Source organism: Sulfitobacter sp. CW3 (genome assembly GCF_019392245.1).
GTDB lineage: Bacteria > Pseudomonadota > Alphaproteobacteria > Rhodobacterales > Rhodobacteraceae > Sulfitobacter.
This window is the reverse complement of the sequence record NZ_JAHXRL010000002.1, coordinates 131,460-156,247: the sequence shown is the minus strand read 5'-3', so window position 1 is coordinate 156,247 and position 24,788 is coordinate 131,460. Positions and strand designations below refer to the sequence as shown.

At 57.9% G+C, this 24,788-nt stretch carries 26 protein-coding genes; 20 read left to right on the top strand and 6 right to left on the bottom strand.

Annotated features, from left to right (window positions below; translation table 11 throughout):
- Positions 1-52 precede the first annotated feature (52 nt).
- The 8 genes from cyoE (at position 53) to KZZ06_RS04085 (ending at position 6,603) form a co-directional block, all read left to right on the top strand.
- On the top strand, positions 53-991 hold the full coding sequence (cyoE, locus tag KZZ06_RS04120; RefSeq protein WP_219578782.1) for a heme o synthase: 939 nt from the start codon (positions 53-55) through the stop codon (positions 989-991).
- On the top strand, positions 988-1,164 hold the full coding sequence (locus tag KZZ06_RS04115) for a cytochrome C oxidase assembly protein (protein WP_219578781.1): 177 nt from the start codon (positions 988-990) through the stop codon (positions 1,162-1,164). The genes cyoE and KZZ06_RS04115 overlap by 4 nt, the downstream gene beginning before the upstream one ends.
- A complete protein-coding gene (locus tag KZZ06_RS04110) occupies positions 1,164-1,739 on the top strand; it encodes a cytochrome c oxidase assembly protein (RefSeq protein WP_219578780.1) in 576 nt (191 codons plus the stop codon). Before KZZ06_RS04115 ends, KZZ06_RS04110 begins: the two co-directional genes overlap by 1 nt.
- Positions 1,740-1,760: 21 nt before the next feature.
- Positions 1,761-2,564, top strand: coding sequence for a cytochrome c oxidase subunit 3 (locus KZZ06_RS04105; protein WP_219578779.1), 804 nt, complete (start codon positions 1,761-1,763; stop codon positions 2,562-2,564).
- Positions 2,565-2,682: 118 nt separating this feature from the next.
- Positions 2,683-3,363 (top strand): SURF1 family protein, encoded by a 681-nt coding sequence (locus tag KZZ06_RS04100; RefSeq protein ID WP_219578778.1) that lies wholly within the window; start codon positions 2,683-2,685, stop codon positions 3,361-3,363.
- 8 nt (positions 3,364-3,371) lie between these two features.
- On the top strand, positions 3,372-4,760 hold the full coding sequence (gene thrC, locus KZZ06_RS04095; RefSeq protein WP_219578777.1) for a threonine synthase: 1,389 nt from the start codon (positions 3,372-3,374) through the stop codon (positions 4,758-4,760).
- Positions 4,757-6,019, top strand: a complete 1,263-nt coding sequence (locus tag KZZ06_RS04090) for a pitrilysin family protein (RefSeq protein ID WP_219578776.1) — start codon at positions 4,757-4,759, stop codon at positions 6,017-6,019. The genes thrC and KZZ06_RS04090 overlap by 4 nt, the downstream gene beginning before the upstream one ends.
- A complete protein-coding gene (locus tag KZZ06_RS04085) occupies positions 6,019-6,603 on the top strand; it encodes a GNAT family N-acetyltransferase (protein WP_219578775.1) in 585 nt (194 codons plus the stop codon). Before KZZ06_RS04090 ends, KZZ06_RS04085 begins: the two co-directional genes overlap by 1 nt.
- 74 nt (positions 6,604-6,677) lie before the next feature.
- On the opposite strand, the gene KZZ06_RS04080 is transcribed toward KZZ06_RS04085, so the two are convergent.
- Entirely contained in the window at positions 6,678-7,253 is a 576-nt protein-coding gene (locus tag KZZ06_RS04080) for a GcrA family cell cycle regulator (RefSeq protein WP_219578774.1), read from the bottom strand.
- Positions 7,254-7,680: 427 nt separating this feature from the next.
- On the opposite strand from KZZ06_RS04080, the gene KZZ06_RS04075 reads away from it, so the two are divergent.
- From KZZ06_RS04075 to KZZ06_RS04065, 3 genes are all read left to right on the top strand, one after another.
- A complete protein-coding gene (locus KZZ06_RS04075) occupies positions 7,681-8,856 on the top strand; it encodes an aspartate aminotransferase family protein (RefSeq protein ID WP_219578773.1) in 1,176 nt (391 codons plus the stop codon).
- Between the two features lie 74 nt (positions 8,857-8,930).
- A complete protein-coding gene (gene argF, locus KZZ06_RS04070; RefSeq protein ID WP_219578772.1) occupies positions 8,931-9,836 on the top strand; it encodes an ornithine carbamoyltransferase in 906 nt (301 codons plus the stop codon).
- Complete coding sequence (locus tag KZZ06_RS04065) at positions 9,833-10,822, top strand: 2-dehydropantoate 2-reductase (RefSeq protein WP_219578771.1); 990 nt, start codon at positions 9,833-9,835, stop codon at positions 10,820-10,822. Before argF ends, KZZ06_RS04065 begins: the two co-directional genes overlap by 4 nt.
- On the opposite strand, the gene KZZ06_RS04060 is transcribed toward KZZ06_RS04065, so the two are convergent.
- Both KZZ06_RS04060 and KZZ06_RS04055 read right to left on the bottom strand, forming a co-directional pair.
- Complete coding sequence (locus KZZ06_RS04060) at positions 10,819-12,300, bottom strand: inorganic phosphate transporter (protein WP_219578770.1); 1,482 nt, start codon at positions 12,298-12,300, stop codon at positions 10,819-10,821. The genes KZZ06_RS04065 and KZZ06_RS04060 overlap by 4 nt on opposite strands.
- A 94-nt stretch (positions 12,301-12,394) precedes the next feature.
- Complete coding sequence (locus tag KZZ06_RS04055; RefSeq protein ID WP_219578769.1) at positions 12,395-12,853, bottom strand: NUDIX hydrolase; 459 nt, start codon at positions 12,851-12,853, stop codon at positions 12,395-12,397.
- A 151-nt stretch (positions 12,854-13,004) separates the two neighbouring features.
- Here KZZ06_RS04055 and gndA point away from each other — a divergent pair, with 151 nt between their 5' ends.
- On the top strand, positions 13,005-14,432 hold the full coding sequence (gene gndA, locus KZZ06_RS04050) for an NADP-dependent phosphogluconate dehydrogenase (protein ID WP_219578768.1): 1,428 nt from the start codon (positions 13,005-13,007) through the stop codon (positions 14,430-14,432).
- On the opposite strand, the gene truA is transcribed toward gndA, so the two are convergent.
- Positions 14,429-15,199, bottom strand: a complete 771-nt coding sequence (gene truA / locus KZZ06_RS04045) for a tRNA pseudouridine(38-40) synthase TruA (protein ID WP_219578767.1) — start codon at positions 15,197-15,199, stop codon at positions 14,429-14,431. The genes gndA and truA overlap by 4 nt on opposite strands.
- A gap of 93 nt (positions 15,200-15,292) precedes the next feature.
- Here truA and KZZ06_RS04040 point away from each other — a divergent pair, with 93 nt between their 5' ends.
- From KZZ06_RS04040 to KZZ06_RS04020, 5 genes are all read left to right on the top strand, one after another.
- A complete protein-coding gene (locus KZZ06_RS04040; protein ID WP_219578766.1) occupies positions 15,293-16,705 on the top strand; it encodes a YcjX family protein in 1,413 nt (470 codons plus the stop codon).
- Positions 16,702-17,145, top strand: a complete 444-nt coding sequence (locus KZZ06_RS04035) for a GNAT family N-acetyltransferase (protein WP_308339998.1) — start codon at positions 16,702-16,704, stop codon at positions 17,143-17,145. Before KZZ06_RS04040 ends, KZZ06_RS04035 begins: the two co-directional genes overlap by 4 nt.
- On the top strand, positions 17,145-18,158 hold the full coding sequence (locus KZZ06_RS04030) for a YcjF family protein (RefSeq protein ID WP_219578765.1): 1,014 nt from the start codon (positions 17,145-17,147) through the stop codon (positions 18,156-18,158). Before KZZ06_RS04035 ends, KZZ06_RS04030 begins: the two co-directional genes overlap by 1 nt.
- 248 nt (positions 18,159-18,406) lie before the next feature.
- A complete protein-coding gene (gene ileS / locus KZZ06_RS04025) occupies positions 18,407-21,322 on the top strand; it encodes an isoleucine--tRNA ligase (RefSeq protein WP_219578764.1) in 2,916 nt (971 codons plus the stop codon).
- A gap of 64 nt (positions 21,323-21,386) precedes the next feature.
- Complete coding sequence (locus tag KZZ06_RS04020) at positions 21,387-21,809, top strand: methylated-DNA--[protein]-cysteine S-methyltransferase (RefSeq protein WP_219578763.1); 423 nt, start codon at positions 21,387-21,389, stop codon at positions 21,807-21,809.
- A gap of 31 nt (positions 21,810-21,840) precedes the next feature.
- Here the strand turns inward: KZZ06_RS04020 and KZZ06_RS04015 are convergent, their stop codons facing one another.
- Positions 21,841-22,536 (bottom strand): phosphatidylcholine/phosphatidylserine synthase, encoded by a 696-nt coding sequence (locus KZZ06_RS04015; RefSeq protein ID WP_219578762.1) that lies wholly within the window; start codon positions 22,534-22,536, stop codon positions 21,841-21,843.
- A gap of 189 nt (positions 22,537-22,725) precedes the next feature.
- Between KZZ06_RS04015 and rpmB the strand changes: the two genes are divergently transcribed.
- From rpmB to KZZ06_RS04000, 3 genes are all read left to right on the top strand, one after another.
- Complete coding sequence (gene rpmB, locus KZZ06_RS04010) at positions 22,726-23,025, top strand: 50S ribosomal protein L28 (protein ID WP_219578761.1); 300 nt, start codon at positions 22,726-22,728, stop codon at positions 23,023-23,025.
- A gap of 99 nt (positions 23,026-23,124) precedes the next feature.
- Complete coding sequence (locus tag KZZ06_RS04005; protein WP_219578760.1) at positions 23,125-23,469, top strand: hypothetical protein; 345 nt, start codon at positions 23,125-23,127, stop codon at positions 23,467-23,469.
- 41 nt (positions 23,470-23,510) lie between these two features.
- Positions 23,511-24,032, top strand: a complete 522-nt coding sequence (locus KZZ06_RS04000; protein WP_219578759.1) for a copper chaperone PCu(A)C — start codon at positions 23,511-23,513, stop codon at positions 24,030-24,032.
- A 29-nt stretch (positions 24,033-24,061) separates the two neighbouring features.
- Here the strand turns inward: KZZ06_RS04000 and KZZ06_RS03995 are convergent, their stop codons facing one another.
- A complete protein-coding gene (locus KZZ06_RS03995) occupies positions 24,062-24,784 on the bottom strand; it encodes an NAD-dependent deacylase (RefSeq protein WP_219578758.1) in 723 nt (240 codons plus the stop codon).
- Positions 24,785-24,788 lie beyond the last annotated feature (4 nt).

Genomic DNA, 24,788 nt, shown 5'->3' with positions numbered 1-24,788 from the left:
AGATGCCGGGGCGCGCGCTGCGTGGCCCGGCCCTTTTTATATGAGTTTTGACATGTCAGACACGAGCACAACCACTTCTGGCGACTACGAGTCGCAACTGGGCGATTATTTCGCACTGTTGAAGCCGCGTGTGATGCAGTTGGTCGTTTTCACCGCGTTGGTCGGTATGTTGGCCGCTCCGGTTTCCGTGCATCCGGTCGTCGGCTTCGCATCGATCCTGTTTGTTGCGATTGGTGCTGGTGCATCGGGTGCTTTGAACATGTGGTGGGATGCTGACATTGACGCGATCATGCGTCGGACCGCTGGTCGCCCGATCCCGTCGGGACGTGTCCAGCCGGGCGAAGCCTTGGCCATCGGTGTCGCGCTGTCCGGCTTATCGGTGATGATGCTGGGGCTTGCCGCGAATTTGCTGGCCGCAGGCATGTTGCTGTTCACAATCCTGTTTTACGCTGTTTTCTACAGCATGTGGCTAAAGCGTGCGACGCCGCAAAACATCGTGATCGGGGGGGCCGCAGGTGCGTTTCCGCCGGTGATCGGCTGGATCATCGCAACTGGCAGTTTCTCTGTCGAAGCATGGTTGATGTTTGCGCTTATCTTCATGTGGACGCCGCCGCATTTCTGGGCGCTGGCGCTGTTCATGCGCAATGATTATGACGACGCCAAAGTGCCAATGTTGACCGTGACCCACGGTCGGCCGTCCACGCGCCGTCATATCCTTGCCTATACTGTTTTGCTGGTGATCCTAGCGATTGGCACTGGCTTCACGTCCATCGGCGGGCCGATCTATCTGGTGACAGCCGTGGTTCTGAACGTCCTGTTCCTGATCGGGGCCGTGCGGATCTGGAAGCGTAACGAGGACGACAGCGAGGCCGACAACTTCTTGGTCGAACGCAAGTTTTTCAGATTGTCGCTCTGGTATCTATTCCTGCACTTCGGCGCGATTCTGGCTGAGGCAACATTACGTCCATATGGTCTAGGAGGTTGGTCATGAGCATTCGCGTCGAACACGAGCTTCACACGCGGCGCCGTGGCCGTAATTTGGGAATCGGCCTGATGCTGGGCGCTTTTGTCCTGTTGGTCATGGCCCTGACCTTTGTTAAGATCACCAATATCGATTTTGGTGACCTACCTGGTGGTGCCATTCAGACGCAGGAGAGCAATTGATGGCAATGTCCGGTCCGGCAAAGACTGTGGCGCAGACCGTATCAGTGGTTGTGCTGATGGGCGGGCTGGCCTGGGCGTCTGTGCCGTTTTACAACTGGTTTTGCAAAGTTACCGGGTTCGGCGGCACGCCGGGCCAAGTCAGCGCGAACGCGGGCGATATCCTGGATCAAACGATCAAGGTGCGTTTCGACGGCAGCCTGAATCAGGGCATGCCTTGGGAATTCAAGCCTGCCGTCACTGAGATGGAACTGCGCATCGGTGAAACGGGCCTTGCCTTTTACGAGGCGTATAACCCGACGGATAAGCCGGTTGCAGGGCAGGCGGCATATAACGTGACGCCCTATTCGGCCGGGCCATTCTTTGAGAAAATCGAATGTTTCTGCTTTACTGAACAGGTGCTTGCCCCCGGTGAGCGCGTTCAGATGCCAGTAAGCTTCTTTGTCGACCCGGAAATCGTCAAAGACCTTGATGGCAAGTATGTACATACGATCACACTATCTTATACGTTCTATGAAATTGATCTGCCCGAGGGATATGCCGCCCTTGATCAAGGCAGCCAGATAAACCTGAATTAGGAAAAGGTGAGGGACGCCACCATGGCCCATGAAAAAAATCACGACTACCACATTCTAGCGCCCTCGACATGGCCGCTGCTCAGCTCTTTGGCTGGCTGTGCTATGCTGGCTGGCATCGTTTTCTGGATGCACGACATCACGCCGTTCGTGTTCTTTGCTGGTTTGGCCGCGGTACTGTATTGCATGTTTGGCTGGTGGTCCGAAGTTGTCGCAGAAAGCAAGATCGGCGATCACACACCAGTGGTACGCATCGGCCTGCGCTACGGCTTTATCCTGTTCATCATGTCCGAGGTAATGTTCTTTGTTGCATGGTTCTGGACCTTCTTCAAAGAAGCGCTGTACCCAATGGATGCCTTCCCCGGCTCCACCTATGTTCAGCCTGACATCATTCCTGTTGATGCATTCCACCTGCCGCTGATCAACACGCTTATTTTGTTGCTGTCCGGCTGTGCCGTAACATGGGCACACCACGCATTGGTGCATGAAAACAACCGCAAAGATCTGATTGCTGGCCTGGCCATCGCGATTGGTCTGGGGATGCTGTTCACCGCGTTCCAAGCATATGAATACTATGAATTGCTTGTGCATGATGACTGGACCTTTGGCGGCGATTTGTTCTTCTCCAGCTTCTTTATGGCAACCGGCTTTCACGGCTTCCACGTGGCCATCGGTACGATCTTTCTGGCCGTGTGCCTTATCCGTGCGATGCGGGGCGATTTTACCCCTGAACAGCACGTCGGTTTCGAAGCCGCAGCATGGTACTGGCACTTTGTTGACGTGGTATGGCTGTTTCTTTTCTTCGCCGTCTACATGTGGGGCATCTAAGCGCCCCGCCTGCTTGCAAACCGGCAGGTAATCACTAAAAGCAACAGGCGCGTAAGGGCAACCTTGCGCGCCTTTGTCTTGATGTTGCCCGGGCGGTAACCAACCACAAGAGAGCCGTATGCGCCGCACGCTATTCCTGCTGATTATCGGCCTTGGGGGGGCTGCTATCCTGATCTCGCTTGGGGTCTGGCAGGTACAGCGGCTTGCTTGGAAACAGGCGATCATCGCTGATATCAACGCGCGTATCACCGCAACACCTGTTGCCCTGCCTGAAACCGTCGATCCGCAAACCGATGCATACCTGCCGATTGTCGCCGATGGCGTCATGGGCGATGGCGAAATTCACGTGCTGGTTTCGCAAAAGGACATCGGTGCAGGCTACCGCATTATCGCGCCGTTCGAATTGCAAGACGGTCGCGAGATCATGGTCGATCGCGGCTTTGCCCTTGCCACCGCCAAAGACACCGAACGGGCCATCGGTCCTGCATCTGTCATTGGCAATCTGCAATGGCCCCAAGAAACCGACGGCTTTACCCCTGCGCCCGATATGAATGCCAATATTTGGTTCGCCCGCGATGTCGATGCAATGGCCGGTGCCTTGCAAACCCTACCGATCTTGTTGGTGGCACGGTCAAGCTCTGTTCGGGAGCCTGGGGTAAGCGCCCTGCCAGTTGATACGGCCCGTATCCCGAATGATCACTTGCAATACGCGATCACCTGGTTCTCTCTTGCCGCCATCTGGCTTGGCATGAGCCTATTTTTCCTGCGCCCCCGTGGCGCATCCAAAGTCGAAAGCTGACCTTCCTTATGCGTTATGTATCTACTCGTGGAGCTGCCCCCGTTCTGAATTTCGAAGAAGCACTGCTGACAGGGCTTGCCCGTGATGGTGGGCTGTATGTGCCGGAAACGATCCCGACGCTGTCGCGCGAAGACCTGACCGAAATGGCGACGATGTCCTATGAAGACGTCGCATTCAAAGTGATGCGCCCCTTTATCGGTGACACCTTCACGGATGCAGAATTCAAGCAGTTGATTGCCAATGCCTATGCCGGGTTCAACCACACGGTCCGCGCGCCTTTGGTGCAGCTGGATCAGGGGCATTTCTTGCTGGAACTGTTCCACGGCCCCACGCTGGCGTTCAAAGATTTCGCCATGCAATTGATCGGCCAGATGTTTCAGGCGGTTCTGTCGCGCAAGGGCGACCGCGTGACCATCGTCGGCGCGACCTCTGGCGACACGGGATCGGCCGCGATCGAGGCATTCCGCGGTTTGGATAATGTCGACGTGTTCATTTTGTACCCGCATGGCCGCGTGTCCGACGTGCAGCGCCGCCAGATGACCACCCCATCGGAAAGCAACGTGCATGCCTTGGCGTTGGACGGCGATTTTGACGATTGTCAGGCCCGCCTCAAGGACATGTTCAACGACCACGAATTCCGCGACGGCGTAAAGCTGGCTGGCGTGAACAGCATCAACTGGGGCCGTGTGCTGGCGCAGGTTGTTTACTACTTCACCGCAGGGCTGGCGATGGGCGCGCTGGATCGTAAGGTCAGCTTTACCGTTCCAACCGGCAACTTTGGCGACATTTTCGCAGGCTACATCGCCCGCGAGATGGGCCTGCCGATTGCCGATCTGGTGGTGGCGACAAACCAAAACGATATCCTGCACCGCTGCCTGACCACAGGTGGCTATCACAAGGGCGAGGTCCATCCGTCGATCAGCCCGTCGATGGATATTCAGGTCAGCTCGAACTTTGAACGCGCGTTGTATTTTGCCTATGGGCAGGACAGTGACGCGATCAACGGCTTGATGGACGATCTTGCCAATGGTGGCTTTGACGTGGGCGACAATGCCCTGCGCGACCTGCAAAACACCTACAAGTCTGACCGCGTCTCGGAACAGGAAACATCGGCCACGATCAAGGAATTTTACGCCAACACCAACGAACTGCTGTGCCCGCATTCCGCCATCGGGGTCCGCGTTGCCCAAGCGTTGCGTGATCCGGCGACCCCCATGATCACATTGGCCACAGCGCATCCGGCCAAATTCCCCGACGCGGTCGAGGCTGCAACAGGTGTGCGCCCGCCATTGCCACCCCATATGGCTGATTTATTCGACCGCGAGGAACGCGTGACCCGCGTGCCAAACGATCTGGCAGCCCTCAAGGACATCATCAAAGGGGGCATCGCCCAGTGAGTTTGCAACAACACCGCCTGTCCAACGGGTTTCGCATCGTAACAGAGCATATGCCCGGTCTCGCCTCTGCCTCAATCGGGGTGTGGGTGACGGCAGGTGCGCGTCATGAGACACCGAAACAAAACGGCATCGCGCATTTTCTTGAGCATATGGCGTTCAAGGGAACCGCCAAACGCACATCGCTACAGATTGCCGAGGCGATCGAGGACGTTGGCGGGTATATCAACGCCTATACCTCGCGCGAGGTGACTGCCTATTATGTGCGTGTGCTGGAAAACGATGTGGCCCTTGGGCTGGATGTGATCGCGGATATTTTGCGCAACCCTGTGTTGGACAAAAACGAGATCGAGGTTGAACGCGGCGTGATCCTGCAAGAGATCGGCCAAGCCTTGGACACGCCTGACGACGTGATCTTTGACTGGTTGCAGGAAGAGGCGTATCCAAATCAACCACTGGGCCGCACCATTCTTGGCCCGCAAGAGCGTGTGTCGAATTTCACCCGCGAGGACCTGTCGGGTTTCATCGCGCAGCATTACGGCCCTGAACAGATGATCCTGTCAGCGGCAGGGGCTGTGGATCACGACGAAATCGTGCGCCTTGCCGAGAAACTGTTCGGTGACATGCCGTCAAAGCCGCTGTTCGATGTTGATGCTGCTAAATTTTCCGGGGGCGAGGTTCGCCAGATCAAACCTCTTGAGCAGGCCCATTTTGCTCTTGGCTTTGAATCCCCCGGCTACCGCGCCGATGATATCTATGTCGCGCAAATCTATGCCTCCGCGCTTGGCGGTGGTATGTCCAGCCGGCTGTTTCAGGAAATTCGCGAAAACCGTGGTCTGTGCTATACGATCTTTGCCCAAGCGGGGGCCTATGCCGACACCGGCATGATGACGATCTATGCAGGCACCAGCGGTGAACAACTCCCTGAATTGGCGGGCATCACCGTCGACGAGATGAAGCGCGCGGCATCCGACATGTCACCCGCCGAGGTCGCACGCGCACGGGCGCAAATGAAAGCCGGATTGCTGATGGGGCTGGAAAGCCCGTCGAACCGCGCCGAACGCCTTGCACGGCTGATGCAGATTTGGGACCGCATTCCGCCACTGGAGGAAACGATTGCGCAGATCGATGCCGTGACCACAGGTGATGTGCGCGATTTCGCCCAGCAGATGGCGTCAACCGCTCCGGCTGCCTTGGCGCTTTATGGCCCGGTCGAAGCGGCACCAACCCTGGAAGCCCTACAAGAGCGTCGCGCTGCCTGATGCTATTGGTCAAACGGAAACTCGCGATTGAGACGGAGCGGCTGACTTTGCGCCCTCCGATCCATTCCGATTTCCGGTCTTGGGCCACGTTGCGCGCCGATAGCATTGATTATCTCTCCGGGTGGGAGCCCTCTTGGGCCAGCGATCACCTGTCGCGCAAGTCGTTTACCAACCGGGTGTATTGGGCGTCGCGTTCTGTGACAGGGGGCACGGCGTTGCCGCTGTTTATGATCCGGCGCAAAGACAATGTGCTGATCGGGGCCATCACCCTTGATAATATTCGCAGGGGGCCGGCACAGGCTGGCACGCTTGGCTATTGGACCGGCGAAAGGTTCGCGCGCCGCGGCTATATGCGCGAGGCGATAGAGGCGACCGTACACCATGCGTTTACGCGTCTGGACCTAAGCCGGATCGAGGCGGCCTGCCTGCCCGAGAACGTCGCATCGCGCGGCTTGCTGGAAAAGACAGGGTTCAAATACGAGGGTGTCGCGCAAAGCTATCTGCAGATCGATGGCCGCTGGCGCAATCACGTACTCTATGCCCAATTGCGCAATGATCGGCGTGGCAAGACCGCTGCAGGCTAGTCTCGCGGCAGGCGTCGGGCAAAAATAAAGGGGGCCAAAAAGCCCCCTCATGTCATCTGAAACTAATCATGTTCTTAACGGCGACGGTCGCGGCGTGCGCTCATTGGTTGGAATGCCACGCCAACGTGGGCCTCGCAGTAAGGTTTGCCTTGTTGAACAGGCAGACCGCAGAACCAGAAATCATCCGTCGCAGGATCGCCAACGGGCCATTTGCAGGTACGCTCTGTAAGGTCCATCAGACCGATTTTTTTCGATTTCTTTTCGATCTCGCTTACCTTGGCCAAGGCCTCGGGGCTGATCTCGTTGGCCGATGGCTGTGGTGGCAGGGGTTGGCCTGCTGGAATGATCTTGGCGCGTGCCGGCAGATTGGACCGTGGGGCGGGTGCGGCCTCGACCTCTTCTTCTTTCGGCTCGGCCTTCGGCTTCACGGCAGCCTTCGCGGCGGGCTTCGGCTTGGCCTCGGCCTTGGGGGCTGCGGTGGCAGGTGCGGCCGCACCGGTCGTTGTGCGATTTGACAGGCCCAGACGGTGAACCTTGCCGATCACGGCATTGCGGGTGACGCCGCCCAGTTCTTTTGCGATCTGGCTGGCAGATTGGCCTTCGCCCCACATTTTCTTCAAAATTTCTACGCGGTCATCAGTCCAAGACATTTGGCGTCCTTAGCTAAAAAGCGGCCCCATTCCGGACCGCCTTGGAAAATCTCAAGTCCCTATACTAATCACTGACAGCTTGGGTGCAAGGCGCGAAGCAGCGTTTGGGGGGCTTGTGGGCCTAATCGGGGCTGCAAAACCACATCAAAATCGAACTCTTTGACCCAAATCGACCGAAAACACAGGGGGCGGCAAAATTTACGCTATGCAATATCGCCCCATTCGATTAACAAATCCGCATGATGAATTGCGTAGCACATATTTCGCGACGACGCCAAAGCTGACCTAGCTTCGCCATCCCTGTCGTGGGGTGCGATTGATCATATGCGGTAATAATCCGCAAAAACCCCCTGAATTCCATTGACCCTTTCCGCCTCCCATGGCCTTTTGTGGCTTTGATGCGGCCAACCCCACAAGGATGATCCCGATGATCCCATCTGTTCTGCCGACCTATTCCCGTGCGCCCCTTAGCTTTGTCAAAGGCGAAGGCAGCTGGCTGATCGAGGAAGACGGCCGCCGATTTCTGGATTTGGGCGCAGGCATCGCCGTTAACGCGTTAGGCCATGCCAACCCTGCGTTGGTCGCAGCGCTGACGGAACAGGCGGGCAAGCTTTGGCACACCTCAAACTTGTATCAAATACCCCAGCAACAGGCGCTCGCCGATAAACTCGTCGACCTCAGCTTTGCTGACACCGTGTTTTTCACCAACTCGGGCACAGAATCCTGCGAGCTGGCCGTGAAAATGGCGCGCAAATATTTCTACGACAAAGGGCAGCCCGACCGGGTCGAAATTATCACTTTCTCCGGCTCGTTTCACGGTCGTTCCTCTGCGGGGATTGCGGCTGCCGGGTCCGAAAAAATGATCAAGGGGTTTGGCCCGCTCCTGCCGGGGTTCATACATCTCGAGTTTGGCGATGAAGACGCGCTTAAAGCCGCGATTACCGACACTACGGCTGCGATTATGATCGAACCGATCCAAGGTGAGGGCGGCATTCGCCCTGTCCCGGATCAAAGCCTGAAAGAGATGCGTGCACTCTGTGATGAACACGGCATCCTTCTTATCCTGGACGAGGTACAATGCGGCGTCGGCCGGACCGGCAAGCTTTTTGCCCACGAATGGGCGGGCATCACACCCGACATCATGATGGTCGCCAAAGGAATCGGTGGTGGCTTCCCCTTGGGCGCGGTGCTTGCCACCGAAGACGCGGCATCAGGTATGACGGCGGGCACCCACGGGTCCACCTATGGCGGTAACCCTTTGGCCTGCGCCGTCGGTAATGCGGTCATTGATATCATTGGCGATCCGGCCTTTCTGGCCGAGGTCAACCGCAAGGCCAGCATGATCCGTCAAAAGCTTGAAGGTCTTGTAGCCAACCACCCCGATATCTTCGAATCCGTTCGCGGTGCCGGGCTCATGTTGGGTCTGAAATGCAAAGCAACGAACAGCGATGTGGTCGCGGCGGGCTATAAACACGAAATCGTCACCGTACCTGCTGCCGATAATGTGATCCGCCTGCTGCCACCCCTGACAATTACCGATGAAGAAATCGCCGAAGCGATTGCGCGGCTCGACAAAACCGCAAGCAGCCTTGAAACGGCCTGATCTTCATTTTGCCCAATAAACTCCGGGGGGTTCGGGGGGCTGGCCCCCCGTCCTTTCAAACAGAAGAATTACCTATGAAACATTTTCTCGACATTCACCAAACCGACCCCGCCGAACTGCGCGGGATCATCGACAACGCCGCCGCAATGAAGGCAGACCGTCAGGGCCGCCCGCGCGGTGCGCCTGACGACGAACAACCTCTCAAAGACCACATGGTCGCGCTGATATTCGAAAAACCATCGACCCGTACCCGCGTCAGCTTTGATGTTGGTGTGCGCCAGATGGGTGGCCAAACCATGGTTCTGTCCGGCGCAGACATGCAACTGGGTCACGGTGAAACCATCGCCGACACAGCCCGTGTACTGTCACGCTATGTCGACCTGATCATGATCCGCACCTTCGAAGAAGCGACGCTTTTGGAAATGGCCGAATACGCCAGCGTTCCGGTGATCAACGGGCTGACCAACCGCACGCATCCCTGCCAGATCATGGCCGATATCATGACGTTCGAGGAACATAACGGCCCGATCAAAGGGAAAAAGGTCGTCTGGTCCGGCGACGGCAACAATGTCTTTGCGAGTTTTGCCCATGCGGCCAAAAGCTTTGACTTTGACCTGGTCTTTACCGGCCCGCCAACGCTAGATCCCGAACCTGCCTTGAACGGCCTCTACACCACCGAACGTGATCCGAACAAAGCGGTCGAAGGCGCAGATCTGGTTGTCACCGATACATGGGTTTCCATGCATGACCCGCAATCCGCGCGTGAACGCCGTCACAATCAGTTGCGCGGCTATCAGGTGAACGATGGGTTGATGTCCAAGGCCAAGCCTGACGCCCTGTTCATGCACTGCTTGCCTGCCCACCGCGATGACGAGGTGACAAGCGCGGTTATGGATGGCCCCAATTCGGTGATCTTTGACGAGGCTGAAAACCGGCTGCACGCGCAAAAATCGATCATGCGCTGGTGCTTGGGTAAATGACCTCGCAGCAACCTGTCGTCGTTGCGGGTGCAGGGGCGATCGGTTGCTTTGTGGGCGGTCTTTTGGCGGCGCGCGGTCATGATGTGACCCTGCTTGCGCGCCGCCGTGTCATGGATGAGATCACCGAAAACGGCCTGCACCTGACGGATTTTGGCGGGTTGGATGTGGATGTGCGCGCGCAAGACCTGACGCTGACGGATGACCCAAATTGCCTGAAAACAGCGGCGTTGGTTTTGGTGACGGTCAAGACCGCAGATACTGCCGCGATGGCGCATGAAATCAACCGGAACGCGCCCAAAGACGCGGTTGTGATCAGCCTTCAAAACGGGATGGAGGCGGCGCAGACGCTGCGAAACATCCTGCCAGCCCATGATGTGCGCGCCGGCATGGTCCCGTTCAACGTGGTGCCTGTGGGTGCGGGTTCGTATCATCGTTCTACCAGCGGTGATATTGTGATAGAGGCGGGCCAGACGCCGTTGGCCGACCATCTGTCACAACCTGATCTGGTATTTGAAAACAGCGATGATATTGCGGCGGTCCAATGGGGCAAGCTGCTAATCAATTTGAACAATGCACTGAATGCTTTGTCCGGTTTGACGCTTCAGGCGCAACTGCTCAGCCGTCCTTGGCGCTTGGTCATGGCCGCACAGATGGTCGAGGCGTTAAACGTGTTGAAGGCGCATGGCATTCAAACGCGATCCTCGACGCCCTTGCCATCGGGGTTGATCCCATGGGTTTTGCGCCTTCCAACGCCGATCTTTCAGCGGGTCGCGGCCAAGATGCTTACCATCGATCCCACGGCGCGCACGTCGATGTCCTATGATCTTGAGGCCGGAAAACCGACCGAGATTGACGCGCTTCAAGGGGTGATCATCAGGCTGGGCGCTGAAAAATCAGTGCCAACACCGCTGTGCACGCGCGTGCAGCAACACATAAATCAGGCCACAGGGCGGGGGATACCGCACCTGTCCCCGACTGATATCTAGCCAACAATCGCTGTCAGCACGACAAAGATAAGCGCGGACATGGTTGCGGCGGCCGGAACCGTGATCACCCAAGCGGCAATGATTGTCATGAAATGCGACCGCCGTACCAGCTTGCGGCGGCGGCGTTCCTCAACGGCAATGCGTTTGACCCGGACAACGGTGGCATCGGGCCCGCGCAATCGGCGCTCCATATGCCATTCGCGGTAAAAGCCCACGCCAAACACGCCGCCAACCGCGATATGGGTCGAACTGACGGGCAGCCCCAGCCAGGATGCCACAATCACCGTGATTGCCGCGGACAGGGCCACACAATAGGCGCGCATGGGGTTCAGCTTGGTAATCTGGCTGCCGACCATACGGATCAGTTTCGGCCCGAACAAAAACAGCCCGAACGAGATGCCAAATGCACCGATCACCATGACCCATGTGGGTATGGATACTTTGGCCTCGAAACCGCCAAATTCCGACGCGTGAACAATAGCGGCCAAGGGGCCAACCGCGTTGGCAACATCATTGGCCCCGTGGGCAAAGCTTAGCAAAGCGGCAGAAAACACCAGCGGCAGGCCGAACAACACCTTTACGGATTTGTTGCGGTTTTCCATCCCGACAGAGGCGCGAAAAATCGCGGGGCGTGACACGGCATACGCAACGATGCCAAGAATCAAACCGATAAACAGGGCCATGCCCATGTCGATATGAACGATCTTTTTCAGCCCCTTCAGCGCCAGATAGGTGGCGAACACGCCAGCCATAACGCCCACCAAAATCGGAACCCACCGGCGCGCGGCTGCGATCTTGTCTTCTTGGTACAGGATTTTTGCTTTGATCAACGCCAGAAAACCCGCAGCGACGACCCCGCCCAAAACCGGTGAAATCACCCAGCTTGCGGCGATCATGCCCATCGAGGGCCAATTAACGGCGGACAGGCCAGCAGCAGCGATACCTGCGCCCAAAACGCCCCCAACGACCGAATGGGTTGTCGACACCGGCGCGCCCACCCAAGTGGCCAGATTGACCCAAAGAGCAGACGAAATAAGTGCGGCCATCATCGCCCAGATAAACACCTGCGCATCTGCAACCGACGTCGGATCAATGATCCCCTTTGAGATGGTCGATACAACATCGCCCCCGGCCAGCAATGCGCCTGCGCTTTCGCAGATGGCGGCAATCAGAATGGCACCGCCCATGCTAAGCGCCTTGGCACCCACAGCCGGGCCCATATTGTTGGCAACGTCGTTGGCCCCAATATTGACCGCCATATAGGCCCCAAAGGCCGCCGCGGCGATGACCACGTAATTGGATGATGAATAGCCAAGGAAGATGCCCGCAGAAAGGGCCGCAAACACGATAAATGCCAGCGCGATCCCAAAGCCGACCATCGGGCGGGCGGCATAGGTTGCGGCTTGTTCTACCCGTGAAATGCGGTGCAGATCAGTGTCCAGCGTCTTCCATTGCTGGCCTTTTGGCGCGTCAGTCATAGCTGCTCCGATCAATACGATTGGCGCGTCCTGCCAGAAACGGGGCACCTACACAAGTCTGAGCCTATGAGCCGGACAAACCGGGCAACGTAGATTAAAGAGACCGCAGAATATCCTGCAGGTCTGGTTCATCGACAAGCTTGGCAGCCTCGGCCGGGGTAAACCATTTGCGCTTGCGTTCATTAACCTCGGGGTATTTATCTTCGAGGTTGCGCACGCGTGTCAGGTACACTTGGGCATTCACAGGCGTGGACAGCCCGTGATCCAGACGTTTGTTATAGTCATAATAACCGATCGGGTCGCTTTCGATGTCGGCTTTTGACACGCCGGCCTCTTCCCAAGCTTCTTGCAGGGCGGCCTCGGCACCATCAAGGCCGTCTACGGGCCAGCCTTTTGGCACGATCCATCGCCCGGTGTCACGGCTTGTGATCAGCAACACCTGTTTACCCTTCGATGTCTCGCGATAGCATAGTGCTGCGACTTGCAGCCGTTTCGGCCGCTGCCACATAGGAAGGAACATTTCATCCCATGCGCGTTTGAATGCGTGCATCATTTTAGATCACCTGCCAACAGATACGTTTTTTGTTTTTATCGTTAATTAGTAAACGATTTTGTAAAAGGAATCAATTTCTTAGGATTTGGCCTCTTGCAGCGGCGCTCTGCGCGTTCCACTTTGTGAGGGCTACCTTGAAAGGAATATAGTCATGAAAAACCGCGAAACCAGTGCTGATATCGGGGTTTTCGGTTTAGGCACCATGGGCAGCGCGTTGGCGTTGAACCTGGCTGAACATGGTTTCAAGGTTGCAGTCAGCAACAAGGAAGCGGACTGGATCGCCCCGTTCATCGAGGCATCAGGCGCTCTTGCGGGGCAGTTTTCCGGTGCCGCTGATCTGGCTGAATTTGTAGCTTCTATATCCCGACCCCGCAGCGTGTTGTTTATGATACCGTCAGGCGCGCCGATGGAGGCGATGATCGACGTGATTTTACCGCATCTGGATCGCGGTGACACGATCATTGATGGCGGAAATGCCGATTTCCACGACACCCGCAGACGGTCAACCATGGTTGAAAAGACCGGATGTCATTTCGTTGGTATGGGCGTTTCCGGCGGTGCAGACGGTGCACGGCACGGCCCGTCGATCATGGTCGGGGGCACCAAAGAAAGCTGGCAACATATGCGCCCGATGGTCGAAGCCATCGCCGCCAAATTCCAAGACGAGCCTTGCGTTGATCATCTGGGCCCCGACGGTGCTGGCCATTTCGTCAAGACAGTGCACAACGGCATTGAATACGCGGATATGCAAATGATCGCCGAGGTATACGGCATTTTGCGTGATGCGGGCGGGCAAGCTGCAGCTGATATCGGGCAATTGTTTGAGAGCTGGCAAAACGGGCCGCTAAGTTCATATCTGATAGAGGTGTCGGCGGCGGCGTTGCAAACCACCGATGCCATCACGGGCCGGCCCCTTGTCGATGTGATCAAGGATCAAGCGGGCCAAAAAGGCACGGGCCGCTGGACCTTGATCGAGGCGCTGAAGCTGGGCCAATCGGCCAGCACAATCGAGGCAGCCGTGGGCGCGCGCGGGTGGTCGAGCGAAAAGAAAACCCGCCAGATCGCCGAGCCGCTGTTGGCGGCGCACCCGCAAGAGGCACCAATGCCCGATGCGGATGACCTGCAACAGGCCTTGCTGGCCGCACGTATCATCGGCCACGCGCAGGGCTTTCGCGTTTTAGCGGCGGCATCTGACGAATTCGCGTGGCAGCTGGACATGGCGCGCATATCCGAGATTTGGCGCGCAGGATGTATCATCCGGTCGGCCTTGTTGGATGATTTCGCAACCGCATTCCGCAGTGAATTGCCCGGTGGCGAACTGATCCTTGCGCCTGCTATTCGCGATCTGCTGGACGGATCAATCGGGGCGTTGCGGCGGGTCGTGGCGACCGCTGTGTTGTCCGGGGTCGCAGTACCTGCGCTTGGCGCGTCTTTGGCGTGGTACGATACGATCAGGCGCGGGCGTGGCACCGCCAACCTGATCCAGGCGCAACGTGATTTCTTTGGGGCGCATGGGTTCGAACGTCTGGATCAAGAGGGTGCCCATCACGGCGATTGGGCTGTGATCGCAAAAACCTAAGCCGCGAAGGGGTCCACGAGGTACCCGACATGGGACAGGTACAGACCATGTGGCGGGGATACCGGCCCACAGGCCTGACGGTCGCGCGCCTCAAGCATGGTTTTGACATCCTCGGGGCGAAGAGACCCTGCGCCGACCCGTTCCAACGTGCCAACGAAACTGCGGACCTGATTGTGCAAAAACGACCGTGCCCGCACATCAAAATGCACTTCGGGTCCGGCGGGGGTGTCCACCAATGCCATGTCCAGACGGTCAACGGTCTTAACGGGCGTGATGGATTGGCAAATCGTCGACCTGAATGTTGTGAAATCATGTTTGCCCAACAGATGGCTTGCACCTTCGCGCATGGCATCCAGATCAAGCGGCTTCTTTACGTTCCACACCAACCCGGCCTGATGGGTCGCAGGTGCCCGCCGCATCAGGATACGAAAAAAGTATCGCCGTTCCTGTGCGGAAAAACGGGCATGGAATGTGTCATCGACCTGTGCGCAATCCACAATCGCCACGGGATGCGGCTTCATGTGATAGTTTAACGCTTCGGACAGCCTGAACGGGGTCCAGTCGCGTTCCATATCGCAATGGGCGACCTGTGCCATCGCATGAACGCCTTTGTCCGTGCGGCCCGCTGCTGCGATGTTGTGGTCGCGCGGTTCGATTTTGGCCAGCGCAGCCTCGATCACGCCCTGTACCGAGGGCACATCGTTCTGGCGTTGCCACCCGTGAAAGGGTTCGCCGTGGTATTCGATTTTCAGGGCATAGCGATACATGGCGGGGGCTTAGCGCGGGTCGTGCCTTCTGGCAATCCCTGCACCCCGTGCTTATGTTCACTTTCAACAGCAAGGTAAGGGCGGGCGCAGGCTTTGGTACTCTCAAGAATTGCCGATGGTATTTGGCGGCAGGTCGAAAATGTTCAGGACGGCGTGTCAGAAGCGTTTTTCGAACCCGTTATCCGTCTGGGTGTCACTGGACTGGCGCGGTCGGGCAAAACGGTTTTTATCACGTCGCTGGTGGCGAACCTGCTGGACCGTGGCCGGATGCCCGGGCTGCTGGCCGCATCCGAAGGGCGGATCGAGGCCGCATTTTTGCAGCCTCAACCCGATGATACCGTGCCGCGCTTTGAATATGAAAATCACCTTGCCGCTTTGACAGGCCCCACGCCCCATTGGCCCGAAAGCACCCGCGCGATATCGCAATTGCGTTTGTCCTTGCGCGTGCGGCCAAATGGCTTGCTCGCGGGGTTTCAGGGGCCGCGTACGATCCATCTGGATATTGTGGATTACCCCGGCGAATGGCTGCTGGATCTGGCGTTGCTGGATGTGGATTATGCGCAATGGTCCGCGCAGGTTTTGCAACGGATCGAAGGACGCGACGAGGCGGCAGCCTATCGCGCTTTGGTCGCAGATACGGATGCGCAGGCGGTCCTCGATGAACCGACGGCACAGGCGCTTGCCGCCAGCTTTGCCGGATATCTGCAGACCGCGCGGGCCAATGGCTACTCCGATTGCACCCCGGGGCGGTTTTTGCTGCCCGGTGATCTGGCGGGATCGCCGGTGCTGACCTTTGCGCCCTTGCCCGGTGGTGACGGCCCACGCGGATCGCTGCTGCGTGAAGTGGCGCGGCGGTTCGAGGCGTATAAACGCAAAGTCGTGCAACCGTTTTTCCGCGACCACTTTGCCAAGATCGATCGTCAGGTTGTGCTGGTCGATGCCCTTGGCGCGATCAACCAAGGCCCGCGTGCCGTCGAAGACCTGCGCGCCGCGATGGGCGAAATCCTGAGCAGCTTCAAACCCGGTCGCAACGGGTTCCTGACGCAAATTCTACGCGGCAAACGGGTCGAGAAAATCCTGTTTGCCGCGACCAAGGCCGATCATCTGCACCATTCCCAGCATCCCCGCCTGACCGCGATCATGGAGGCCTTGACCCGCGACGCCCGAGACCGCGCGCGATTTGCGGGGGCCACGACCTCTGCCATGTCGCTGGCGTCCTTACGTGCCACGACCGAAGCGTCGATGCAGCATGATGGCGAAACTTTGGATGTTGTGCGTGGCAGTCTGCTTGAGACAGGAAAAGAGGCGGCGTTTTATCCCGGCGAGCTGCCCAAAGACCCCGCGCATCTGCTAAGCCCCGCGCGGGCGGGCGCAGAAAAATGGCTGGATCAGGATTATAAGATCATGCGCTTTGCCCCGGCCAAGCTGAACCTGCGCCCCGGTGACGGGCCACCACATATCCGGCTGGACCGCGCCGCAGAGTTTCTGATCGGAGACCGGTTGTGACCGTTTTGCGTATGGCGCGCGATCTGGATGCGGGGGCGGTGGGCGCGATCCTGTCCGAATTCGTCGACACGTCGGACTGGATGCCGCGCATTCACACCCGCGCCGAAGATATCGCCCATGCTGCCCGTATGATCGACCTAGGTCGGGTTCATGTGGCCGAGGATAACGGTACAGTGATCGGGTTCTGTGCAAGAAATGGTGACGATCTTGATGCGCTCTACGTGGCGTCCGAAAAACGCGGGCAAGGCATTGGGGCCGCATTACTACGCCATGCGCAAACTGTGGTGGACCGTCTGGAGTTGTGGACGTTTCAAGCCAACGAGGGTGCCCAACGGTTTTACCTGCGCCACGGTTTTGTAGAGCTGCAGCGCACGGATGGAAGCGGCAATGATGAACGCTTGCCGGATATTCAATACGAATGGCAACGGGAGACTGTGTGATGGCCAAAGGTCCGGTATTGTTTGATCTTGAGGAAGATGTGGCACCACGTCCGTCAGTCTCTAACGCGCCGCCCGTGCCCGAAGTTGGTATGCCCGCCCCACAGGGCCAAGCGATGCAAATTGCCGCGCGACTAGGGGCGCGCAAGCCGTCCAAACTGGTCAAGCTGTTCTGGTGGCTGCTGACGGCGTTTATCGGGGCGTTGGTGTCGATCACTGCGTGGAACTTTATCGCGGGACTGATGGCAAGCTATCCTGTGATCGGGATGGCAATGACCGTGTTGATTGGCGCGTTGCTGCTGGTGGTAGCACTACTGTGCCTGCGCGAGCTTGCGGCGTTCAGCCGGTTGGCGCGGTTGGACGGATTGCATCACGACGCCGGCGAAGCCTTGGCCCAAGATGATCTGAAAGCGGCGCGGTCGGTGACGGATCGGCTGGTGGCGCTGTATCAGGGCCGCGAAGATACCCGCTGGGGCCGCGACCGTCTGGCCGAGTTGCGCGCGGATCAACTGGATGCACAAAGCCTGCTGGCGTTGACCGAGGCCGAACTGCTTGGCCCACTGGACATCGCCGCCAGTCGGGAGGTCGAAGCCGCAGCGCGGCAGGTGGCGACGGTGACCGCACTGGTGCCACTGGCGCTGGCCGATGTGGCCGCCGCCCTAACCAGCAACCTGCGCATGATCCGCCGCATCGCTGAAATCTATGGCGGGCGGTCTGGGTTCTTTGGATCGTGGCGACTGACACGGGTGGTGATGTCGCATCTGGTGGCAACCGGCGCAGTTGCGGTTGGCGATGATATGCTCGAGCCGATTTTGGGAGGGACGATATTGGCCAAACTTTCGCGGCGCTTTGGCGAGGGGTTGGTGAACGGTGCCTTGACCGCGCGGGTCGGTGTGGCCGCGATGGAAGTGTGCCGCCCTATGCCGTTTTCGCAAGGGCGCAGACCCAAAGTGCGCAGTATCATCAAGCGGGCCTTGTCGGGGTTGTTCGGCAAGGGATCACAGGCAGAGGGTTGATCGGGGTTCGGGATTGGGGCGCTGCCCCAAACCCCGGGATATTTAAGAGCCAGAGAACGCAGGGGGTGGGGGCTTGTCGCTTGGGATGGTGGGGCTTATAAGACGCGCATGAACCGGATATCCGTGATCATTATTCGAATTATTTTCCCGGCGCTCTGATTTGACGAGACGCCGGGCCTTAGGTGTTAGAGATACTCGCGCCGCAGCTGACCATCCCTTTTATACCCGTTTGCCAAAGGACGCCCCACATGTGCGCCGACACCCCCGAAACAGTTGATTACAAATCCACGCTGAACCTGCCCAAGACCGATTTCCCGATGCGCGCAGGCCTGCCCAAACGCGAGCCCGAGTGGCTGGCGCAGTGGGAGAAGATTGGCGTTTATGACCGGTTGCGTGAAAAAGAAGGCCGTACGCCTTTTACGCTGCATGATGGCCCGCCCTATGCGAACGGGCATCTGCACATCGGTCACGCGCTGAACAAGACGATCAAGGACATGATCGTGCGCAGCCATCAGATGATGGGTTTTGACGCGCGCTATATCCCCGGTTGGGATTGCCACGGTCTGCCGATCGAATGGAAGATCGAAGAGCAGTACCGCCAGAAGGGCAAGAACAAGGACGACGTGCCGATCAATGATTTCCGCGCCGAGTGCCGCAAGTTTGCCGCCGGTTGGGTGGACATCCAGCGCGAAGAGTTCAAGCGTCTGGGCGTTACCGGCAATTGGGCCGATCCGTATCTGACAATGGATTTCCATGCCGAGCGCGTGATCGCCGAGGAGTTCATGAAGTTCCTGATGAACGGCACGTTGTATCAGGGATCGAAGCCCGTGATGTGGTCGCCGGTTGAAAAGACAGCGCTGGCCGAGGCCGAGGTCGAGTATCACGACAAGGAAAGCTTTACCATCTGGGTGAAGTTCAAGGTCGTGGGCACGGGTGACGCAACGCTGGATGGTGCGCAGGTCGTGATCTGGACCACGACACCTTGGACCATGCCAAGCAACAAGGCCGTCGTTTATGGCGAAGACATTGCCTATGGCCTGTACGAAGTAATCGGCCGGCCCGAGGAATCCTGGGTCAATATCGGCGACCGCTATATCCTGTCTGACGGCATGGCGATGGATGTGTTTGGTCGTGCGCGGCTTGATGAGACCATGGTGCGGCGTCTGTGCGATGTGACGCAGGATGATCTGGCCAAGATCAAGTTGCAGCACCCGCTGGCCGGTTCCGAAGGGAGCAATGGCGAATGGGATGATCTGCGCGACTTCCGCGCCGCTGATTTCGTGACCGACACCGAAGGCACGGGCTTTGTGCATTGCGCGCCCAGCCACGGTCTTGAGGAATACGAGCTGTACCGTGATCTGGGCATGCTGGAGCAGGTGATTACCTATAACGTGATCGAAGACGGGTCGTTCCGCGCGGATCTGCCGTTCTTTGGTGGCAAGGCGATCCTGAAGCCGAACGGCAAGGAAGGTGACGCGAACACCGCCGTGATCAACAAGCTGGTCGAGGTCGGCGGATTGCTGGCACGTGGCAAGATCAAGCACAGCTATCCGCATTCCTGGCGGTCCAAGGCTCCGGTCATCTATCGCAATACTGCGCAGTGGTTTGCAGCCATCGACAAGCCGGTTGGAGACGGTTTGGACACCTTCGGCAAGACGATCCGCGAACGTGCCCTGACCGAGATTGATAACGTGAACTGGGTGCCGAAAAAGGGCCGCAACCGCCTGCATTCGATGATGGAGGCACGGCCTGACTGGGTGCTGTCGCGTCAACGTGCATGGGGTGTGCCGCTGACCTGCTTTACCAAGAAAGGTGCGTTGCCAACGGACGCTGATTTCCTGCTGCGCAATCCGGACGTGAACAAGCGGATCGTTGATGCGTTCGAGGTCGACGGTGCTGACGTTTGGTACGAAGACGGCGCGAAAGAGCGCTTCCTGGGCGGGATCGTAAACCCCGAAGACTATAATCAGGTGTTCGATATCTTGGACGTCTGGTTTGATTCCGGTTCGACCCATGCGTTCGTTCTGCGTGACCGTCCCGATGGCACCAAAGACGGTATCGCTGATGTTTACATGGAGGGCACCGACCAACACCGGGGCTGGTTCCATTCGTCATTGTTGCAATCGGTTGGCACCACGGGCCACGCGCCTTATCGCAATGTTGTAACGCATGGCTTTACGCTGGATGCCAAGGGCATGAAGATGTCCAAATCCATCGGCAACACCATCGTGCCGGAAAAGATCGTGCAGCAATATGGCGCGGATATCCTGCGGCTTTGGGTGGCGCAGACAGATTATACTGCGGATCAGCGGATTGGGGATGAAATCCTGAAAGGTGTGGCAGACAGCTATCGCCGTTTGCGCAATACGATGCGGTATATGTTGGGGTCGCTCAAGGATTTCGACAAGTCCAAAGCCGTCGCGGTGGAGGACATGCCCGAGCTGGAACGTCTGATCCTGCACAAGCTGGCCGTTCTGGATGGTGTTGTCCGCGAAGGCTATACCAAGTTCGACTTCCAGGGTGTGTTCCGCGCGGTGTTCGAATTTGCCACGCTTGATCTGTCGTCGTTCTATTTCGATATCCGCAAGGATGCGTTGTATTGCGATGGCGACACGACACGCAAACTGGCCGCGCTGACCGTGCTGGATCACCTGTACAACCGTCTGACCACATGGCTGGCCCCGATCCTTGTCTTCACGATGGAGGAAGTCTGGCTGGAACGTCACGCAGGTGAAAACGCGTCGGTGCATTTGCAGGATTTCCCGGATACGCCTGCCGCATGGCGCGATGATGTGCTGGCCGCCCGTGCTGAAAAGGTGCGTGCAGTGCGCCGTGTGGTCACGGGTGCGTTGGAAGAACAACGGACTGCCAAGGTGATCGGGTCGTCGCTTGAGGCGGCACCTACCGTGTATCTTGCGCCTGAGTATGCCGAGGTCATCACCAACCCCGAAACCTTTGCCGATTTGTGCATCACCAGCCAGATCACCCTGACGACCGGGGACGCACCCGAAGGGGCATGGACATCTGATGATGTCGCAGGCGTCGCCGTGGTGTTTGCCAAGGCCGAGGGCGAGAAATGCGCCCGCTGCTGGAAGGTGCTGCCTGATGTTGGCACCCATGCCCATCCCGCCGTGTGCAAACGGTGCGACGATGCGGTTTCCTAAGGCGCGGCCGAACCCGACAAGCGTTTAGGTGGTTCTGCAACGTTCCATAAAGACGCAATTCGGGATGCTGACAGTGACCGAAGAGGCAGGCGCAATCACGCGCCTGTCTTGGGGCGATGTGCTGAAGCAGGACAGCAGCGATCTTCTTGAAGAAGCTGTGCGTCAGCTGGCCGGTTTTGACACCGGCACGCTGACCGAATTTACGCTGCCCCTGCGGGTCGAGGGGAGCGATTTCCTTGTGGCGGTATGTGACGCGATATTCGCGATTCCCTTTGGCGAAACCCGCACCTATGGCGATATCGCCAAAGACCTAGATGCCCCCGCGCAGGCGGTGGGGCAGGCCTGCGGGCAAAACCCTATTCCCGTGATCATTCCGTGCCACCGTGTAATGGGGGCCAAAGGCCTGACGGGATATTCAGGGGCAGGGGGAGTCGAGACGAAAATCGCCTTGCTGCGCCATGAAGGGGCGGCCGGTCTGTTGATATAGTTTTTTGTAGGGGCGTGGGTTTGCACCCACCCTACAGATCGCGGTCAAACAGGAACTGTTGCGCGACACCGGCAAAGGTCAGGTATAGGCTGGTCAGGATAAGACCCCAATGCGCCCAGCTGTCGGGGTGAAAATCGACCCAAGCAGCCCAGCCCGCAAAGAAGGTCCAGGCCAGCGCCATTGGCAGCGTCACGATGCGCCAGCGCTCTGTCCGGACAGGGTGCACGAATTTCAGCGGCGCAAACATGGTGATGGCAAGGAATGTCACCAGAATCAGTGAAACCCACCAAGGCGGTGATAGGGCGAACAGCACCAGCACCAGCATGTTCCAGCATCCCGGAAACCCCCAAAAGGAATTGTCCTTTGTCTTCATGCGGGTGTCGCAGAAGTACATGGCACTGGCGAAGGTAATGATAATGATCATGACCCAGCCGCTCCACCCGTCCATCAGGCCGGATTTGAACAGGGCAAAGGCGGGGATGAAAACATAGGTCAGGTAATCAATGATCAGATCCAGCAGCACCCCGTCAAATTGTGGCGCATTTGTCTTAACATTGTATCTGCGGGCCAATGGGCCGTCGATTCCATCAACAAAAAAGGCGACGACCAGCCATAGGAACATCATATCCCATTTTTCATCGACGGCTGCCAACATGGCCAGCATGGCGAATATCGCGCCGGTTGCAGTGAACAAATGGACAAGAAGGGCGCGTGACTGAATACTCATGGCTCACAGATGCCAAATCTTTCTGGTAAGTGCAAAAGGAAAAGCGCAAGGAACCGCGTCGCGTTGGGTTGACCCCGCTGGTGATTCCGCCTAAAGCCTGACAACCAATTTCAGGGTTGCCTTTTGTGCAGCCCATTCGGGTGTTGCGTCGGATCGCCGATAACACCTCTGTAGCAAAAGGATGAACCCATGTCGCGCGTTTGCGAATTGACCGGAAAAGGCCCGATGACGGGCAACAACGTAAGCCACGCCAAAAACCGCACGCGTCGTCGGTTCTTGCCAAACCTGAACGATGTGACGTTGCAGTCCGAAGCTTTGGGCCGCAGCTTTAAGTTCCGCATTTCTGCGGCTGCTTTGCGCACTGTCGATCACCGCGGTGGTCTGGACAAGTTCATGGCCAAAGCAAAGGACACCGAGCTGTCCGGCAACGCTTTGAAAGTGAAAAAGGCGATTGCGAAGTCCAGTGCGACTGCTGACGCACTTTCCTAAGACGTTCTAAAGTTTTTGTATGCAACCCTGGCTTAACCGCCGGGGTTGCGTCGTTTTTACATATCGAAACCCCACGACATCTGCGCTAAGGGTTGCGATATGTTGAACCGTTCAATCATTGCTGTCTTGCTTGCCTTGGTGTTGGGGCTGACCAGCCAAAGCATGGCGGTCGCACGCGGTGCGTCTGCTGCGACGGGGCAAATGGTGCTATGCACGGGTACAGGGCCGGTGGCGGTGTATCTGGATGCCGAGGGTCAGCCGACCTCGGCCCCGCATATTTGCCCTGACGCGGCACTGAATATCCTTGTCGACGGACCTGTCACACTGCTTGATGCCCCCGCGCAGTTAATCGTCTTTGGCGCGGTTGTCTTACAGTGCGATGTTCAGAAAATTATTCACCCAAAGCTGCGGCCCGATACGCGGGCACCGCCTGTGTTTGTCTAGAAGAAACCAATCTTAGACATCTCAAAACACAGGAATACCCAATGAAACTTGCTTCTTTTACCCGCGCGGTCTGCGCGATCGTTCTTTTGTCGGCTGGCCCTTTGGCGGCTCAAGGCATGATGGTCCATGATGCTTACGCGCGCAGTTCAACCGCAGCATCGACATCCGGCGCGGCATTTATGGTGCTGATGAACCATTCTGGCAGCGATGACCGCCTGATCGGCGCATCGTCCGACGTGGCCAAAAAGGTCGAACTGCATCAACACGCCGAAGACGCCAATGGCGTGATGCGTATGGGCGAAATCGAAGGTGGCGTGCCGATCGGAAATGACGAGGCCCACACATTCAAGCGCGGTGGCGACCACCTGATGTTCATGGGGTTGAACCGCCCGTTGGTGCAGGGCGAAATGATCAAAGTAACCCTTGAGTTCGAAAAGGCCGGTGAGGTCGAAATCGAGATCACCGTTGATCAGGACCGCCAGCCGGACGAAGGCGCGATGGATCACAGCACCATGGACCACGGTACCATGGATCATTCCGACCACAGCAAAGCGTCTGAATAAAACACGATCCGGCGGCCAGAGAACGGGTTTTACCTAAGCTCTGGCCGCTGTGATAAGCCGCTGCCGCCGAGCAGTTCGTCGACCCAGTCTGCGACAATGCGCGTTGCGGGGCCGGTGCGATGTTCGGCAAACTGGTTCCCAACGGCAGAGCGTTCAAGGTTCATCTCAATCGTATGCGCCCCGTTGCGGCGGGCATCAGCAACGAACCCTGCGGCGGGGTACACATTTCCTGACGTACCAATGGCAGCAAAAATATCCGCCTCGGCAAGATGGTCAAAGATGACCTCCATATCATAGGGCATTTCGCCGAACCAAACGATGTCAGGTCGGGCTGCGGGCGCGCTGCATTTCGGGCAGGCGTCACCGGGGGCCATGACCATGGGGGCAGGCCAGCGATGGTCGCAGGCCGCGCAAAGCGCCGATTTCAGGGCACCATGCATATGCATGACGTTCAACGCGCCGCCCTGTTCATGCAGATTATCCACGTTCTGGGTAACGATTACGACTTGGCCATCGTACTGCTTTTGCAGCTTGGCCAATGCCATATGCGCGGCGTTTGGCATAACTTCTGATGCCTGCTTGCGTCGGGCGTTATAGAAATCAACGACCAGCTTGGGATCGCGGGCAAACCCTTCGGGGGTGGCCACGTCTTCGACACGGTGCTGCGCCCACAACCCGTCTTCGGCGCGGAATGTTTCGATCCCGCTTTCAGCCGAAATGCCGGCCCCGGTGAGAATGACAATCTTGCTCATCTTT